Source organism: Lysinibacillus sp. NPDC059133, from assembly GCF_042755925.1.
GTDB lineage: Bacteria > Bacillota > Bacilli > Bacillales_A > Planococcaceae > Lysinibacillus.
Window position 1 is genome coordinate 41,685 of record NZ_JBHZDH010000031.1, and the last position, 15,384, is coordinate 57,068.

At 37.8% G+C, this 15,384-nt stretch carries 18 protein-coding genes, 1 tRNA gene and 1 rRNA gene; 3 read left to right on the forward strand and 17 right to left on the reverse strand.

Features of this window, described 5'->3' with window-relative positions; translation table 11 throughout:
• Positions 1-187: hypothetical protein (locus ACFXN8_RS16195; protein WP_386846503.1), on the forward strand; the 187-nt coding region annotated here is incomplete at its 5' end.
• Between the two features lie 197 nt (positions 188-384).
• Here the strand turns inward: ACFXN8_RS16195 and ACFXN8_RS16200 are convergent.
• From ACFXN8_RS16200 to groES, 7 genes are all read right to left on the reverse strand, one after another.
• Positions 385-636, reverse strand: a complete 252-nt coding sequence (locus ACFXN8_RS16200; protein ID WP_386846505.1) for a hypothetical protein — start codon at positions 634-636, stop codon at positions 385-387.
• A 120-nt stretch (positions 637-756) separates the two neighbouring features.
• Positions 757-1,293 carry a DUF6241 domain-containing protein gene (locus tag ACFXN8_RS16205; protein WP_376075591.1) on the reverse strand — a complete coding sequence of 179 codons (537 nt, stop codon included), beginning with the start codon at positions 1,291-1,293 and terminating at the stop codon, positions 757-759.
• Between the two features lie 425 nt (positions 1,294-1,718).
• Positions 1,719-1,868 (reverse strand): hypothetical protein, encoded by a 150-nt coding sequence (locus tag ACFXN8_RS16210; protein WP_386846507.1) that lies wholly within the window; start codon positions 1,866-1,868, stop codon positions 1,719-1,721.
• Positions 1,869-1,942: 74 nt separating this feature from the next.
• On the reverse strand, positions 1,943-2,257 hold the full coding sequence (locus ACFXN8_RS16215) for a hypothetical protein (RefSeq protein ID WP_386846509.1): 315 nt from the start codon (positions 2,255-2,257) through the stop codon (positions 1,943-1,945).
• Positions 2,236-2,841, reverse strand: a complete 606-nt coding sequence (locus tag ACFXN8_RS16220) for a tyrosine-type recombinase/integrase (protein ID WP_386846511.1) — start codon at positions 2,839-2,841, stop codon at positions 2,236-2,238. Before ACFXN8_RS16220 ends, ACFXN8_RS16215 begins: the two co-directional genes overlap by 22 nt.
• A gap of 125 nt (positions 2,842-2,966) precedes the next feature.
• The gene (groL, locus tag ACFXN8_RS16225; protein WP_386846513.1) at positions 2,967-4,598 is read right to left on the reverse strand and encodes a chaperonin GroEL; all 1,632 of its coding nucleotides are present in this window, start codon (positions 4,596-4,598) and stop codon (positions 2,967-2,969) included.
• Positions 4,599-4,747: 149 nt separating this feature from the next.
• Positions 4,748-5,032, reverse strand: a complete 285-nt coding sequence (groES, locus tag ACFXN8_RS16230; RefSeq protein ID WP_376075599.1) for a co-chaperone GroES — start codon at positions 5,030-5,032, stop codon at positions 4,748-4,750.
• Positions 5,033-5,204: 172 nt separating this feature from the next.
• Here groES and ACFXN8_RS16235 point away from each other — a divergent pair, with 172 nt between their 5' ends.
• Positions 5,205-5,969 carry a CPBP family intramembrane glutamic endopeptidase gene (locus ACFXN8_RS16235; protein ID WP_376075601.1) on the forward strand — a complete coding sequence of 255 codons (765 nt, stop codon included), beginning with the start codon at positions 5,205-5,207 and terminating at the stop codon, positions 5,967-5,969.
• Positions 5,970-6,062: 93 nt separating this feature from the next.
• On the opposite strand, the gene tatC is transcribed toward ACFXN8_RS16235, so the two are convergent.
• From tatC to ACFXN8_RS16250, 3 genes are all read right to left on the reverse strand, one after another.
• The gene (gene tatC, locus ACFXN8_RS16240; protein WP_376075602.1) at positions 6,063-6,884 is read right to left on the reverse strand and encodes a twin-arginine translocase subunit TatC; all 822 of its coding nucleotides are present in this window, start codon (positions 6,882-6,884) and stop codon (positions 6,063-6,065) included.
• A gap of 17 nt (positions 6,885-6,901) precedes the next feature.
• The gene (locus ACFXN8_RS16245) at positions 6,902-7,087 is read right to left on the reverse strand and encodes a twin-arginine translocase TatA/TatE family subunit (RefSeq protein ID WP_049667836.1); all 186 of its coding nucleotides are present in this window, start codon (positions 7,085-7,087) and stop codon (positions 6,902-6,904) included.
• 451 nt (positions 7,088-7,538) lie between these two features.
• Positions 7,539-8,171 (reverse strand): redox-sensing transcriptional repressor Rex, encoded by a 633-nt coding sequence (locus ACFXN8_RS16250; RefSeq protein WP_376075604.1) that lies wholly within the window; start codon positions 8,169-8,171, stop codon positions 7,539-7,541.
• A gap of 226 nt (positions 8,172-8,397) precedes the next feature.
• Here ACFXN8_RS16250 and ACFXN8_RS16255 point away from each other — a divergent pair, with 226 nt between their 5' ends.
• A complete protein-coding gene (locus ACFXN8_RS16255; protein WP_386846531.1) occupies positions 8,398-10,341 on the forward strand; it encodes an ABC transporter ATP-binding protein in 1,944 nt (647 codons plus the stop codon).
• Positions 10,342-11,138: 797 nt separating this feature from the next.
• Here ACFXN8_RS16255 and tsaD read toward each other — a convergent pair.
• The 7 genes from tsaD to rrf form a co-directional block, all read right to left on the reverse strand.
• Positions 11,139-12,158, reverse strand: a complete 1,020-nt coding sequence (gene tsaD / locus ACFXN8_RS16260) for a tRNA (adenosine(37)-N6)-threonylcarbamoyltransferase complex transferase subunit TsaD (RefSeq protein ID WP_386846517.1) — start codon at positions 12,156-12,158, stop codon at positions 11,139-11,141.
• The gene (rimI, locus tag ACFXN8_RS16265; protein ID WP_386846519.1) at positions 12,155-12,607 is read right to left on the reverse strand and encodes a ribosomal protein S18-alanine N-acetyltransferase; all 453 of its coding nucleotides are present in this window, start codon (positions 12,605-12,607) and stop codon (positions 12,155-12,157) included. Before rimI ends, tsaD begins: the two co-directional genes overlap by 4 nt.
• On the reverse strand, positions 12,600-13,307 hold the full coding sequence (tsaB, locus tag ACFXN8_RS16270) for a tRNA (adenosine(37)-N6)-threonylcarbamoyltransferase complex dimerization subunit type 1 TsaB (protein ID WP_376075611.1): 708 nt from the start codon (positions 13,305-13,307) through the stop codon (positions 12,600-12,602). The genes rimI and tsaB overlap by 8 nt, the downstream gene beginning before the upstream one ends.
• Positions 13,304-13,753 carry a tRNA (adenosine(37)-N6)-threonylcarbamoyltransferase complex ATPase subunit type 1 TsaE gene (tsaE, locus tag ACFXN8_RS16275; RefSeq protein ID WP_386846534.1) on the reverse strand — a complete coding sequence of 150 codons (450 nt, stop codon included), beginning with the start codon at positions 13,751-13,753 and terminating at the stop codon, positions 13,304-13,306. The genes tsaB and tsaE overlap by 4 nt, the downstream gene beginning before the upstream one ends.
• 444 nt (positions 13,754-14,197) lie before the next feature.
• On the reverse strand, positions 14,198-14,533 hold the full coding sequence (locus tag ACFXN8_RS16280) for a hypothetical protein (protein ID WP_376075613.1): 336 nt from the start codon (positions 14,531-14,533) through the stop codon (positions 14,198-14,200).
• A 416-nt stretch (positions 14,534-14,949) separates the two neighbouring features.
• Positions 14,950-15,025: transfer RNA gene (locus tag ACFXN8_RS16285), tRNA-Asp, on the reverse strand.
• A gap of 268 nt (positions 15,026-15,293) precedes the next feature.
• Positions 15,294-15,384, reverse strand: a 5S ribosomal RNA gene (gene rrf / locus ACFXN8_RS16290); the annotation flags it as partial.

Genomic DNA, 15,384 nt, shown 5'->3' on the forward strand with positions numbered 1-15,384 from the left:
GCAACCATATCCACCACGTCCTCCACAGCCATATCCGCCGCAACCATATCCACCACGTCCTCCACAACCATATCCGCCACAGCCATATCCACCACGTCCTATGCCATTTCCAGGCGGGCAATCTCCTGGCTTTCCGGGCCAACCAGGTTTACCAGGATTCCCTGGACTAAACCTACCAGGAATGTAGATTTGTCACCTGACATATTTGGAAGTCCAAAATGACAATCAGCAAATGAAAATAATTTAAAAAGATGGTTTTCTTCATATATAAATGAAAAAAGAACGTACCACGTTTGGTACGTTCCATTTGAATATTCATTTGTGCATATACATACACAATCATTTAAAATGCGTTAAATCAACAGCAAATGACGTTTGATGATGTTATTGATCTCGTGATTTATTTGTGGTCAATTCTATTAAGTCTGCGATAAATTCGGGAGTCTCAGTGAACACAAATATTTGAAATTTGGCGTTGCGCTTGTTCCGCATTGTATGGTCCAAATTGTGGCCCAATTTTATCAATTCAAAAGCGAGCGTTTTTTTATACACGTTCTTCATTCCATAGGCTTTTGCGTTCAAAGCGATATTTAAATGATAAAGCTCTTTGTCTGTTAGCGGTTTTTCTTCGTTCATATATAAAACCTCCACCGATAATTTTTTTGTATCTTAGTAATTGGTGGATTTTAGTAATTAATATTATGATAACAAACTGATAAATAGCGGACAAATAAAAAATAGTGTTATTACTGAGCGCTATTTATCATATAAGTCATATGTTAAATTGTGTTCTACATATTCTTTTTCTTCCTCGTCAGTCAATAAACGAGTTGCTTTTCCTGAATTTCTTGACTCGTCACCTCCTTGCATCTCCCAAATGGAATTGTGGTCATCAATTGCTTGAGAAAAATCACCTTTCGACCATCTCTCCAATATTGAAATGTAAAGTTCTTTATATTTATAATCGTTCATTTTGACAACAGCTAACAATCGGTCAACTTTAGCCTGTGTTATTTGCGTATGACCCCATTTTACTTTAGCTTCAACTTTTTGATGAGACATGCTATGAATGGCTTCGTTCACTTTGTGCTCTATTAAATTGTCAGGATATAACAATTCTTCTTTTGTAACAATTTTATCTTCAAGCGTTACTCCAGCATGTTCAACAGTTGCTTTTTCTTTTTCGGGAGCAGGTTTTTCTATTTGATTTGTGAATTGAGTGTAAGCATAAGCTCCACCGATGATGACCAATACTGCAATGATAACGATTGCCGATTTTGTTTTTCTCTGCATATTATTAAACCTCACGTATAATTTGTATGTAATTGTTTAATTCGGTTTATTTTATGTAATTAGGTTAATAATAACAGATTATTGAAATTAAGTTCAATGGGTACTCCCAGTTGCTAGGAGCACCTTTATACACAATGTATATAGCGTGTTAATCAGCGTAAGTTTACGCTCGTTGATTAAATACAACGAATACAAATCTGTATGCGTTAAAATAGGTAAGTCCGTCATAGGTGCTCTCTATAGTGGAGAGTACCTCAAAGGTTGTGATGTGATTACAACCTTTCACCACATCAAGCGTACCAATGGTTCCCAACTACGAATTTTTTTCACAGTTGGAATGTATCTAATTCGGACAATGTGTCCGAGTTTAACTGAGACATTTGTCGTAGTTGGATTCTTAAATCGGTGGCTCCGATTTCGAAATTCTAATCGTCCCAACCATTTTTCTTTTTCAATTCTTCATACCATTTAGCATGTTCTGCATTTCGTATTTCTGCTTGTTTAATCATTTCTTCCGTTTCAGGGTCTTTAGGAAAAGCAATGTAAATAAATGCTACAAATACACCAATATTCATGGCAAGAATTCATAATGCTATTGCCACTGTCTGCACGACATCGCTCTTAACGATTTTAATAATAATTGCTTTCATCAGAAATAATCTCGTAGCAAAGCAGATTCTTCTTTCGATAACGGTCCAATTTTAGGAGCAAGGAGCAACATAATCATACTTTTAACTCGACCATTGAGGTAATTTATTTGGTCATCTGATAACGAATCAACCCAAGCACGAAGTTCACAATCTTTTACCCATTCTTCGTATCGGTCATCTGACATGTCATTTGGTCTATCTGGTTTATTAATTGTAAGGACTCCCTGTTTTAGGGCATCCTCTTGCTCATTCAATTTATCCAATTTGTCCTCAATCCTCGTCAACTGCGTAATTAATTGTTCATTGAACTCCATTTGATCCACTCCTTTTTCATTCTGCGTACCGTAATCGGTATCGTTTCTTTCCTTCTTGTTTTCCCAAAGATTGAAATTGATCTATTTACAAAATCAACATCTCTCCACTGCAAATTAACAATTTCACCTCTTCTGATACCTGTACCAAGGATTAAAACAATGACCATGTAGTCACGATATGCCACGTATGTTTTTTCACGCTGTTTATTCCGTCTATAGAAATTAAGCATCTGTTTAATTTGAGCGTCAGTAAAAACTTCAATCTTAGTATCTTGCTTTTGCATTTTGACCTTGTGGGCAGGATTTTTCGATATGACTTCACATTCAACCATGTAATTTAAAAATGCATGTATTCGCAAAAGTTTAGTATTAATTGTGTTTGGTTTATCGCCTCTTTCTTGGCAAATGAGTAAATGCTGTCGCACATGATTGTAAGTAATGTCCTCAACATTTATTACTTGGTTCTCAGCGCAATAATCAATGAATTTGCCTAAAAGCATTTTGTAATTTTGAATGTTCGCTTTTGTTGTGTTCTTGAATTTCCCGTCATCTAAAAAATCTTGATATGCAAATTTAAGCAACAAAAAAACCACTCCCCTTGTTTACAGAGAAGTGGTTATTGTTATTGAAATTAATTATTTACATGACTGCTTCACAAATCGGGTGAAAAATAGCAGTAACTATTTCTCAAGATGTAAGGGAAAAACCCTTACATCATTCCGCCCATGCCGCCCATACCAGACATATCTGGCATTGCTGGAGCTGCTTCTGGAATGTCTGCTACAACTGCTTCTGTTGTTAAGAATAAAGCTGCGACAGATGCTGCGTTTTGTAGAGCTGAGCGAGTTACTTTCGCTGGGTCTACTACGCCCTCTTCCATCATGTTTACCCATTCGCCTGTAGCAGCGTTGAAGCCTACACCGATTTCTTCGCGTTTTAGGCGATCTACGATAATTGAGCCTTCAAGACCAGCGTTGTTTGCGATTTGACGCACTGGCTCTTCTAAAGCACGTAGAACAATTTTCACACCAGTTGCTACGTCGCCTTCTTCTGTATCTGCAACCTTTTCAACTGCTGCATATACGTTAAGAAGTGCCGTACCACCACCTGATACGATACCTTCTTCAACTGCTGCACGAGTTGAGTTAAGAGCATCTTCAATGCGTAGTTTGCGTTCTTTTAGTTCTGTTTCTGTTGCAGCACCAACTTTGATGACTGCTACACCGCCTGCTAATTTTGCAAGGCGTTCTTGTAATTTTTCTTTATCGAATTCTGAAGTTGTTTCAGCAAGCTGAGCACGGATTTGACCAATACGTCCTTCGATTGCATCTGCACCGCCAACACCTTCTACGATTGTTGTATTGTCTTTTGTCACAACCACTTTTGCAGCGCGACCAAGTGATGTAATATCAGCTGATTTAAGGTCTAAGCCTAATTCTTCTGTAATTACTTGACCACCTGATAAAATTGCGATATCTTCAAGCATTGCTTTACGACGGTCACCAAATCCTGGAGCTTTAACCGCTACAGCATTGAATGTACCACGAAGTTTGTTCACTACAAGTGTTGCAAGCGCTTCACCTTCAACATCTTCAGCGATGATTAACAGTGGACGACCTTGTTGTACCACTTGTTCTAATAACGGTAATACTTCTTGGATGTTTGTAATTTTTTTATCAGTAATTAAAATGTATGGGTTATCTAATACAGCTTCCATTTTATCTGTATCTGTTACCATGTAGTGTGATGCATAACCACGGTCGAATTGCATACCTTCAACTACATCAAGCTCAGTCGTGAAGCCTTTAGATTCTTCAATTGTAATAACACCATCGTTACCCACACGTTCCATTGCTTCTGCAATTAATTGACCTACTTCATCATCTGCAGCAGAGATAGCCGCAACCTGTGCGATTTCCTCTTTGTTGCTTACTGGGCGAGAAATAGCGTGTAATTCTGTAAGGGCTGCTACAACTGCTTTGTCGATCCCTTTACGAATGCCTACAGGATTTGCACCAGCTGTTACGTTTTTCAAGCCTTCACGAATAATTGCTTGAGCTAATACTGTTGCAGTTGTTGTACCGTCACCAGCGATTTCGTTTGTTTTAGAAGCAACTTCTGCTACTAATTTCGCACCCATGTTTTCGTATGGATTTTCTAGCTCGATTTCTTTTGCAATTGTTACACCATCATTTGTAATAAGTGGTGAACCGAATTTTTTTTCTAAAACTACGTTACGACCTTTTGGCCCTAGAGTAATTTTTACTGCGTTTGCTAATTTATCTACACCTTGTAGCATTAATGAACGAGCTTCTTCTGAGAATTTAATATCTTTTGCCATTTGAATTTACCCTCCTGAAATGGAATATTCGTTAAGCTTCATCAATATATTTATAGAAATTTCGCCATACTGTCATTGTCACTAATTCATTTAATTAACTGTGACAATCACTAAAGGCATTCACTTTAATAAACTAAAAAAATATGAACCTATTCAATAATTGCGAGAATATCGCTTTCACGTAAAATTAGGTATTCATTACCTTCATATTTAACTTCTGTACCAGAGTATTTAGAGAAAATAATGCGGTCGTCTACTTTAACGTCAAGTTCTACACGTTGTCCGGTCTCTAATATACGACCTGTCCCAACTGCTACAACTTTACCTTCTTGTGGCTTTTCTTTTGCAGAGTCTGGCAGCACAATACCGAATGCAGATTTTTCTTCTACCTCGATTAGTTCGATAACAATACGATCTCCTAGTGGTCTTAACAAGTGAAACAACCTCCTATTAATTAAATATAAGTTTAAGTTCATTAGCACTCTACCTATCCGAGTGCTAACTCAATTATTATGATAATCAATCAAACTTTTTTTTGCAAGTCAGAACTTCGAAAAATTTTGTTTTCTTTCCATATTCCTCTACAATAGAAAGGTAGCATATTGAATGGAAAGGATTTTGACTGTGACCAATTCTCAAAAAATAAATAAACATAAAAAAACAGCCCTTTATGTTTTACTGATCTATATCCTCATGCAACTATCAGGTAGATGGCTGGCAAAACCGTTTCACAAGCTTGTTATGAGTACAACAGGTTTACCTAGTGAGCAAGCTGCTCCACTTACGCAAGGCTGGTATATCGCACTTAGCTTTGCCATTGCGTTAATTGTAAGCTTAATCATAACATCTCGCGATAAAACATTTTGGGATATTTATCAAGGAAAGAAAGAAACGATACCGCTATCAATTATGTGGGGAATTATTGGTTTCTTCTTAGTTTTCATTGGCCAAATGATTGGTGCAGCTATCGAAATGGCTATATTCGGCATCCAAGGAGGATCGCAAAACACAGCTGATATTGTAGATATTGCAAAAGGTGCTCCTATTGCGATATTAGCGATTGTCGTATTTGGGCCAATATTAGAAGAGTTCGTCTTCCGCCGTGTGATTTTTGGATCGCTTGTCCAAACAACTAATTTCTGGGTAGCCGCTATAGTAAGCGCCATTTTCTTTGCACTTATTCATAACGACTTCACACATATCTTACTTTATACAATTTGTGGATTGATTTTTGCCTTCTTATATCACAAAACGAAACGCATTTGGACGTCTATTATCGCTCACGTCATGCTGAATGGTTTTGTGACACTTGTACAAGTGTATGCAGAACCATTGCAAAAGTTTCTTCAAGAACTAGAAAAAATGCAATAAAAATCAGTGGGAGTTTTTCTTCCCACTGATTTTTAGTTAAAGTTAAGCTGACGAAAAAGCTCGATGCTATTAATTAGCATCGAGCTTCTATTATTATTGATTCAATTCTTCGATTTGACGTCTCTGCTGTTCAAGCGCATCTTCAATCTGGCGTTTTTGCTCAGCTTCTTGTTCTTCCTTCATCCGCATTTCCTCTGATTTTAAGTATTTCTTATAGCCAATACGAGAAATCATAATGCTAATTTCATAAAGAACAAACAACGGTACTGAAACCATTAAGTGCGAAGCTAATTCAGGCGGTGCGATTAAAGCAGCACATACAAATAAACCAAAGTATGAGTACTTACGAATACGAATTAGTAACTCAGGAGATAAAATCCCAATACGCGAAAAGAACAGGACTACAATCGGTAATTGGAATAGGAAACCAAACGGAATTGTAAGCTTAAATAAAAACGTAAAATATTCATGTATGCCAATCGTTTGCTGAATTTCCAATTCATTTGATAAATTCATCATAAACTTTATGACATAAGGGAATAGTAAAAAATATGAAAAGGACAACCCTGCTAAAAATAATAAAAATGAATACGGTATATAGCTTAAAGTTGCTTTTCGTTCTACGTCCCTTAATCCTGGACTAATAAAAGCCCACAATTGGTACATCAATACCGGCGAAGATAGAATAAATGCTATTAAAAAAACGACTTGGATATAAATTGCAAGTGGTGTTACTACATCAAATGCATGAAGTGTTATATTGTAAGACTCTCCAGTAATTTGAAGGTATTTAACAAGCGGCTTTGCCACAAAGAAGCCGCCAGCCATAGCGAGAACAAAGAAAACGGCAACAATGAAAAGCCGTTTTCTTAATTCTTCTATATGTTCAATGACAGTTAGATCTTTTGGATTCATTCCTCAAACATCCTAACTTACTTATCTAATTCTTTCTTTTTCTTGTCATCATCATCATCGTCGGCTAAACCTTTAGTAGCATTTTTAAATTCACGTAATGTTGAACCAAATGCTTTACCAAGCTCTGGTAACTTCTTAGGACCAAAAATTAGTAATGCGACAATTCCGATAATAATGAGGCTCATAGGACCTATCCCACCCATTAAAGCCACCTCCTCTTTATATCCATCATTTTAACGCATAATTCGCCATTTTGCTAACTAATTATATGTGAAAGTTTTTAGTCACTCTCACATTTTACTTCATATTTATTTTACAGAAACTGTGAGAGCTATACTATCAATTATGCCTCGGCATAATTGCGTCCGGAATCGGCTTTGTGCTTAGGCCTGCAGATGTTTTTTGCGCGAAAGCGTAGCGGCAGCGGCACCGACGCAGGTCAGTTAGCCGTTATCACATGAATGCGATGATTTTAGGCTAACATCCTTTATTAACTCCTTTCCGATTTCCGTGACATCCGCCGGAGGCTTTAGGCCAGCACGATGCTGGTCACTCAGGCGTTTTCACAGGATGTGAAGTTCTTAGCCTGAGTTCCTCTATTTCAGCGGGTGTTTCGACACCCGCTGAAAGAAGTTAAATTATGTACAATTATCACTATTCCTGATTACGAATTAAATAAATGAGTGCCTGCAATTCTACCGACAAATCAATTGTTAAAAGTTGCATTTTATCTGGTACAGTAATACGCTCTGGCGTAAAGTTCAAAATTCCTTTTGCGTTCATCGCTGCTAATCTATCAGCCATTTTCTGTGCAGAGCGTGGTGAAACAGTTAAAATTGCAAGCTCCGCTCCATATTCTGCATACTTCTCTTCCAATAAGTCAGGGTGAAAAACAGGAATATTGCTAATCATTTTCCCTTCTTTTGGGGCCTTTGAATCAAATGCCACAACGATGTGAGTATTATGATTTTTTTGGAAATTGTATTTTAATAAAGCACTACCTAAATTCCCTACACCAATTAACGCTACTTTTGTCGCTTCATGTTGATCGAGCGTTTGGCTAAAAAACTGTAAGAGATGCTGCACATCATAGCCATATCCCTTTTTCCCAAGAGCACCAAAATAAGAAAAATCTCGGCGAATAGTTGCAGAATCAATTTTCATCGCTTCACTTAGTTCCTTCGAAGAAATGCGTTCCATGCCTTCCTGTGCAAAGTTTTGGATAAAACGATAGTAAAGAGGAAGTCTTTTCGTAGTGGCTTGCGGAATTTTTAATTCTTGTTTCAAACTTTTTCCTCCTTAAAATGTATCAAGCTCTATTTATGATACATGCTTTATATTTCTAAGTTTATAATATTTCACTGGAGGATTTTCCTTTAGTTAATAGCGCTTTTACACCACTAAATAAAGGGAAATCGTTTCAATCTTACATGACAGCTTGGAATAAGTAAAGCATCGACATTGCAAGCCAATCGCTCATCCATTACACTAAGGAAGAATTGAGGTGTCAAGAATGATTGTTTTACAGGTCAATCAACTATATAAATCCTTCCTTGCAGATGAAATTTTAAGTGGCGTAAAATTAGAAGTTCAACATCGCGACCGCGTTGCATTAGTAGGTCGTAACGGTGCTGGCAAATCCACTTTACTTAAAATAATTGCTGGTCAAATGTCATATGACTCTGGCGATATTATTATCCCGAAAGGTATACAAATTGGATACCTAGAGCAACATGCTGGTTTAAACTCAACATTTTCGATTTGGGATGAAATGATGACAATTTTTGAGCCACTTATCGCCCAAGAACAAACACTACGATCATTAGAACAACAAATGGCCGACCCAGTTGTTTATGAAAATCCTACTTTATATGCAAAAATAATGTCTGAATACGATCATTTACAGCATACTTTTAAGGATGCGGGTGGCTATCAATATGAATCTGATACACGTTCTGTGCTTCATGGCATGCAGTTTTACCCTGAGGATTACCAAAAGTCAATTAGCTCACTGTCAGGTGGACAACGTACTCGGTTAGCACTTGCTAAGCTTCTTTTAAGTAAACCTGACCTATTAATCCTTGATGAACCTACTAACCATTTAGATATTGAAACCCTCTCTTGGTTGGAATCATATTTAAAGGGCTATGAAGGGGCTATTCTAATTGTTTCCCATGACCGCTACTTCTTAGACCAGGTTGTTTCCATTGTCTACGAAGTATCTCGTCATCGTGTCACAAAATATACAGGCAATTATAGTGCCTATTTAGATGAAAAAGCGAAAAATTATGAGCGTGATTTGAAGCTTTATGAGCGACAGCAAGATGAAAAGGCCAAGCTTGAGGAATTTATTCAAAAAAATATTGCTCGTGCTTCTACTACTAAAATGGCACAAAGTCGTCGTAAAATGCTCGAACGAACAGAATGGATGGACTCTCCTGAAGGTGATGAAAAGTCTGCAAGCTTCGGTTTTACAATTGAACGTCAAAGTGGTAACGATGTATTATCTATCGATGACTTAACGATAGGTTATGATGATAAGAAAATATCAAACGGCATCACGCTACGCACTTTCCGAGAAGATCGCATTGCACTTGTTGGACCAAATGGTGTTGGTAAATCAACTTTATTAAAAACCATTGTCAAAGATTTGCTACCACTCTCTGGAGAGATTCGCCATGGTACAAATGTTCAAATTAGTTATTATGATCAAGAACAGGCAAAACTATCGAGTAATAAAAGTGTTCTAAAAGAGCTATGGGATGAATGGCCTTTAATGAATGAAAAAGATATCCGCACAGTGCTAGGCCGTTTCTTATTCAGTGGAGTTGATGTAGATAAAATCGTGTCGTCTTTATCTGGTGGAGAAAAGGCTAGACTTGCATTAGCTAAGTTAATGATGCAAAAGGCAAATTTCTTAATTCTCGATGAGCCTACCAATCACTTAGACTTAGATAGTAAAGAGATACTGGAAAACGCACTGATCGATTATCCTGGAACGCTCTTATTCGTATCGCATGACCGATATTTCATCAATCGAATCGCTACTAAAGTAATCGAACTGTCTGGTGATGGTTCCTTTGAGTACTTAGGTGACTATGATTATTATCTTGAGAAGAAACAAGAGCTACTAGAAATTGCCCAAATGAAGGCTGCTGCTCAACTGCAAGTACAAGCTGACGTATCTGAGAAGATCTCTACCTCTAAAATTGATAAAGAGGCTAAAAAACGAGAACGTCAAATTAGACGCGCGCTTGAGGAACTAGAAGGGAAAATGCAGCAAGTAAATCTTGAAATAGCTCGCTTAGAGGAAGCTCTTTGCGATCCTGAGATTTTCACAGACCACGAAAAAATTTCACAGCTCCAGGATGAATTATCCACTTCTAAGGAACAGTACGAGTTGTTTGAAATGGAATGGCTGGAGCTAAGTGAAGAACTTGAAAATATTACTTTATAACATCCCCTACCGAGCTTCTTTCTTTTGCCAATTTTAAGGTAGGCGTCTTGTAAAGCCATGTGCCGTGTCACATGGCTTTTTACTTTACTCGCCTTAATTTCTCATATATATTGGTCAAGTGCTATTTTTCGACAAAAAATGCCCACAACTTTATACACACTATAAATCTAGTAATACCAACATATCAACAGACTTTTCCACATTGTCCACAATTCAAAAATATTTTATTCACATCATTCTGTGCAAAACAGGCTACTATATATTGAATAATCACAAGTTATACACAAGTTATCAACACTTTGTGCATAAGTACGGATGTTCGCTCTTTAATTTCCGTCCTGCCTGTGGATAATTTTCTGAAAAATTTGTCAACTAATTAGATTTAAATCTTCTTATATACACTGTTTTCTCAACAATTTTTTCATAAAAGCAAAAAAGAGGTATTTTAGAATCCAATCTAAAATGCCTCTTTTTCTATAATCAATTATGCCTCAGTATAATTGCGTCCAGAATCGGCTTTGTGCTTAGGCCTGCAGATGTTTTTTGTGCGAAAGCGCAGTGCTAACGTAGCGCCAGCAACAGATGTTTTTTGCGCGAAAGCGTAGTGCTAACGCAGCGGCAGCAACGTGTTTTGTCTGTGCGAAAGCGAAGCGACAGCAAAAGGGTTTTATCTGCGCGAAAGCAAAGCGTCAGCGGCAACAGCACGAAGTTGGTCACTCAGTCGTTGCCACAGGACGTGGCGTTCTTAGACTGAGTTCCTCTATTTTAGCGGGTGTTTGGACACCCGCTGAAATAAGTTACACCCAGGATTTTAACTCCATTCCAGGGCGACCATTCATTGATAAATTACCACGATTACCTGCTTCAAACATTGGTGTTGCTGCTGCCCCTATCATAGCGGCATTATCTGTACACAGCTTTAATGGTGGTACATACAACGGAATACCTTCTTCCACAAATACAGACTCAAGTGATGTACGTAAACCTTTATTTGCCGCTACACCTCCAGCTGCAATAACCTGTTTCACTTTATATTCACGTGCTGCCCGTAATGTTTTTGCTGTTAGCACTTCAACTACGCTATCCTGAAATCCTTTGGCAACGGCAGTCGGAGAAATCTCTTCTCCACGCTGATCCATATTATGCTTATAATTAATAACTGCTGATTTCAAGCCGCTAAAGCTAAAATCATAAGAACCTTCCTCTAACCACACTCTTGGGAAGGATACAGCCTCATCTCCCTCATGTGCTAATTGATCAATTCGCGGGCCGCCAGGATACGGTAAACCTAAAACACGTGCAACCTTATCATAAGCTTCACCAGCTGCATCATCTCTCGTCTCACCAATGACTTCAAAAGAGCCATGTTCTTTCATATAAACTAGCTCTGTATGGCCACCTGATACAACTAGCGCTAATAATGGGAATTCCATCGGCTGCACTAGTGCATTAGCATATATATGTCCAGCTATATGATGCACACCGATCATCGGTAAATCATTGGCAAATGCAAAGGCCTTCGCGGCATTAATCCCAATTAACAATGCACCTACAAGACCAGGGCCTTCAGTAACTGCCACAGCATCTAAATCCGTTGGCTTCATATTTGCCTGTGCTAATGCTTCTTCTATGACCACTGTAATTTGCTCAACATGATGACGAGATGCAATTTCAGGTACAACCCCACCAAATCGTTTATGACTTTCTATTTGAGATGCAACCACATTTGAAACAATTTCAGAGCCATTTCGAATAATCGCTGCTGCTGTTTCATCACAGCTTGATTCTATTGCTAATATAATTCGATCTTCCATCATAAATTCACCCACATGACAAGGGCATCCTCCCCGTTATCTGTATAATAGCCTTTTCGTATGCCACCGTCTTGGAAATCAAGCTTTCGATAAAGATTTTGAGCAACTGTATTTGTTACTCGTACTTCTAAACTCATGACTTCCATACTATGGTCTTTAGCAATACGTATTGCCTCTCGCATTAATCCTTCACCAATTCCGCGACCGCGAGCAGCCTCTATAACGGCTACGTTCGTAATTTGCGCTGCGTCTATAACCATCCACATTCCACAAAAACCGATAATGTTATTATCGTCATCTATAGCTAACACATAATGTGCATACTGGTTTTCATGTACTTCATAATAAAAAGAGTCTAATGTCCATGGTGTAGAAAATGTAGCAAGTTCAATTTCATACACTGCTGGGACATCTTCAGTTACCATTTTACGATATATTACATTACTACTCATGTGCTTTCTCCTTTTGTTCCTTCAGCCAATTCGCCTCCGCCTCTGCAATACGTTTGTATTGCGGTACAAAATGATGAACAGCATCCACACTTGGTAGCTCCACTTTCGTCGCTAATCGTACTGTTTCACTTGCTCGTGGCAAGTCATGACTATACGGGATGCGTTGCGCATAATCACCTAGCACCTCTACGATTTTATGCCAAAAAACATCTACATCTACTCCAACAAATAAAATCGGTGCTTCTAAAACCTGTAAACGCTCTAACAAGCCATCAATATGATCGTGATAATCATCTATAATTGTTTCAAGCTCACGACCTTTATAAACGGCCGTATAAACATTGCCTCTTCGCGCATCAAAAATAGGACAAATAAACCCATCATATAGTGCTGCATTTGCGGCCAATGACTTTAAGCTAGATATTCCAACTAAAGGCTTTTTCAACGTCCATGCTAATGTTTTAGCAAGCGTCACACCTATTCGTACACCTGTATAAGAACCAGGTCCTTCTGATACAGCAACCGCATCCAACTCGCTTGGCTTTATGCCAGCATTTGCCAGCACTTCTTCAATGGCTGGCATAGCACCTGCCGAATGCGTTAATTTTATATTTTGTACAATCTCTGCTATCACTTTTCCATCTCTTATTACAGCAATAGAAAGTGGTGCATTCGCTGTTTCAATCCCTAACCAAATCATTTCATTAGCTCCTCACATAATGCCTCATATCGCTTTCCAAGAGGTGTTAATACAAATCGTCGTTGATTTTCTCCGATTCGGTAAATTTCTATTCCAAGACGCTCCTGTGGTAAATCCTGTTCAATCAAATGAGCCCACTCGACAACTGACACCGCATCACCATAAAATAGTTCGTCCCATCCAAGGTCTTCATCGCTTTCTGCTAAACGATAAACATCTAAATGATTAAATGGTAAACGCCCCTCATATTGCTTTACAATCGTAAATGTCGGGCTATTGACTGTTCTCTTCACGCCAAGCCCTTTCGCTAATGCTTTCGTAAATGTCGTCTTACCAGCGCCCAAATCACCCTCTAATGTAATTGTATCCTGGGTTTCTAGTAAGCTTGCTAGCTTCAACGCAAAATGCTCAGTATCATCAAGTGAATTCATTATTTTTTCATACATCATCTCTTTTTCCTCTCCTAGCTCCATTACTTCTAGTTTACCGAAACAAGCGTAAATGTTCAAAACATCCAATTGATTTCAAAAAAAACAATTACACCTTGGCGTAATTGTTGCAGCTTGTCGACAAAAAGAATTTAAATTACTGTGTATCAAATAAACAAAAGTGATTTTCACTCCGAGTTGGTGCTCATCATGGGATGAGTAGACAAGCTGAAACTACTAATCAATTATGCCTCGGCATAATTACGTCCGGAATCAGCTTTGTGCTTAAATACAAGCAAACCTATGCATGTAGATTTTTAGAGAAAAACGAGATCATTTCAACATCACTACTATACAGCTTATGCAAAAAAAGCATTGGTCCACAGCCTGAAACAATTATGCCTTGGGGTAATTATCGCATCGCTACTAAAACATAGGTAAAATGGGGATAAAAAGAAATACTTATTTTTTTTTACCCTTTACCTCACTAATCTCTTTTTTAACCAATTTATCATCTTTAAATCGTACATTATAAGCTTTTGTCATAAGTATTTCATCATTCCAGCGGTATTGATCTTTTTTCAACATTTCTCCTGCTCCCCCTGCAATTTTTACTACCTCCATATATGTCATACCTTCTTTTAATTTTTCAAATTCCGCTTCATTCATATTTTTTTGCCAGTGATACGCATTGGATTCCTCAATATCTAAAATAGGATCTCCACAGCCTGCTAGTATTACAGCAACACCTATGAGCAAGCTTATATTAAGACGTTTTATGTAATAATAATTTCTCATGCTAACACCTCCGAATCTTTTTCACACGAGAGAAATCGGTAATTATCATCATAATTTTATAGTTAATGCTCTATTTGTTAGATTTATTACCAACTCTTTATTTCTATCAATCTTCATTAATGTTGTAGTGAAACGCAATGGTAGGGTTTTTTCAAACGCTACGTAAATGCTACACCCATTCCACTGACTGGTTTGTTAACACAGACACTGTAGGGTCTTATCTAGTCAGTTCTTTGCGGGGGTTTCGAGGTATTCACCTCCATCTAAATTGTATTGGATACCTTAAGAAATATTATAAAAGCAATTTTACTGAATAGTATTTAGAAATTATAAATATCCACTATTTTCCTTATATTAACATTAAAAAAAGTTCTTATGATTGAAAAGCATCATAAGAACTATATTATCGTTTATAATGGCGGTCCCGACCGGGATCGAACCGGCGATCTCCTGCGTGACAGGCAGGCATGTTAACCGCTACACCACGGGACCTCTTTAAGACATTTATAAATATATCATAGAAAAGTGAAGTATGCAATACTTATATATATATATTTTTCATTTTTATATTCTCTATCTTTTAGGCATCGACTTTGCAAGTAAAATCGTATTTGACTTTAGTAAATAGAAAAAGAGCAGCTACAATGACTAGTGTTTTGTAGTTGCTCTTTACATTGTTTCATTGCCAATAGTTTTGCTTCTTGTCCATATTAATTACGTAATAAAAAAAACAACCAGCACACAGCTGACTGTTTTCATTGCCTAGCGACGTCCTACTCTCACAGGGGGAAGCCCCCAACTACCATCGGCGCTAAAGAGCTTAACTTCCGTGTTCGGTATGGGAACGGGTG

Coding starts and splice junctions, on each gene's coding strand:
- tatC (WP_376075602.1), bottom strand. CDS start 6,884: ATGAATCCAAAAGATCTAACTGTCATTGAACATATAGAAGAATTAAGA.
- ACFXN8_RS16210 (WP_386846507.1), bottom strand. CDS start 1,868: ATGAATATTGGTGTATTTGTAGCATTTATTTACATTGCTTTTCCTAAA.
- ACFXN8_RS16200 (WP_386846505.1), bottom strand. CDS start 636: ATGAACGAAGAAAAACCGCTAACAGACAAAGAGCTTTATCATTTAAAT.
- ACFXN8_RS16235 (WP_376075601.1), top strand. CDS start 5,205: ATGGAAAGGATTTTGACTGTGACCAATTCTCAAAAAATAAATAAACAT.
- rimI (WP_386846519.1), bottom strand. CDS start 12,607: ATGAGTAGTAATGTAATATATCGTAAAATGGTAACTGAAGATGTCCCA.
- ACFXN8_RS16205 (WP_376075591.1), bottom strand. CDS start 1,293: ATGCAGAGAAAAACAAAATCGGCAATCGTTATCATTGCAGTATTGGTC.
- ACFXN8_RS16245 (WP_049667836.1), bottom strand. CDS start 7,087: ATGGGTGGGATAGGTCCTATGAGCCTCATTATTATCGGAATTGTCGCA.
- tsaE (WP_386846534.1), bottom strand. CDS start 13,753: ATGTATGAAAAAATAATGAATTCACTTGATGATACTGAGCATTTTGCG.
- groL (WP_386846513.1), bottom strand. CDS start 4,598: ATGGCAAAAGATATTAAATTCTCAGAAGAAGCTCGTTCATTAATGCTA.
- tsaB (WP_376075611.1), bottom strand. CDS start 13,307: ATGATTTGGTTAGGGATTGAAACAGCGAATGCACCACTTTCTATTGCT.
- ACFXN8_RS16255 (WP_386846531.1), top strand. CDS start 8,398: ATGATTGTTTTACAGGTCAATCAACTATATAAATCCTTCCTTGCAGAT.
- tsaD (WP_386846517.1), bottom strand. CDS start 12,158: ATGATGGAAGATCGAATTATATTAGCAATAGAATCAAGCTGTGATGAA.
- ACFXN8_RS16215 (WP_386846509.1), bottom strand. CDS start 2,257: ATGGAGTTCAATGAACAATTAATTACGCAGTTGACGAGGATTGAGGAC.
- ACFXN8_RS16280 (WP_376075613.1), bottom strand. CDS start 14,533: ATGAGAAATTATTATTACATAAAACGTCTTAATATAAGCTTGCTCATA.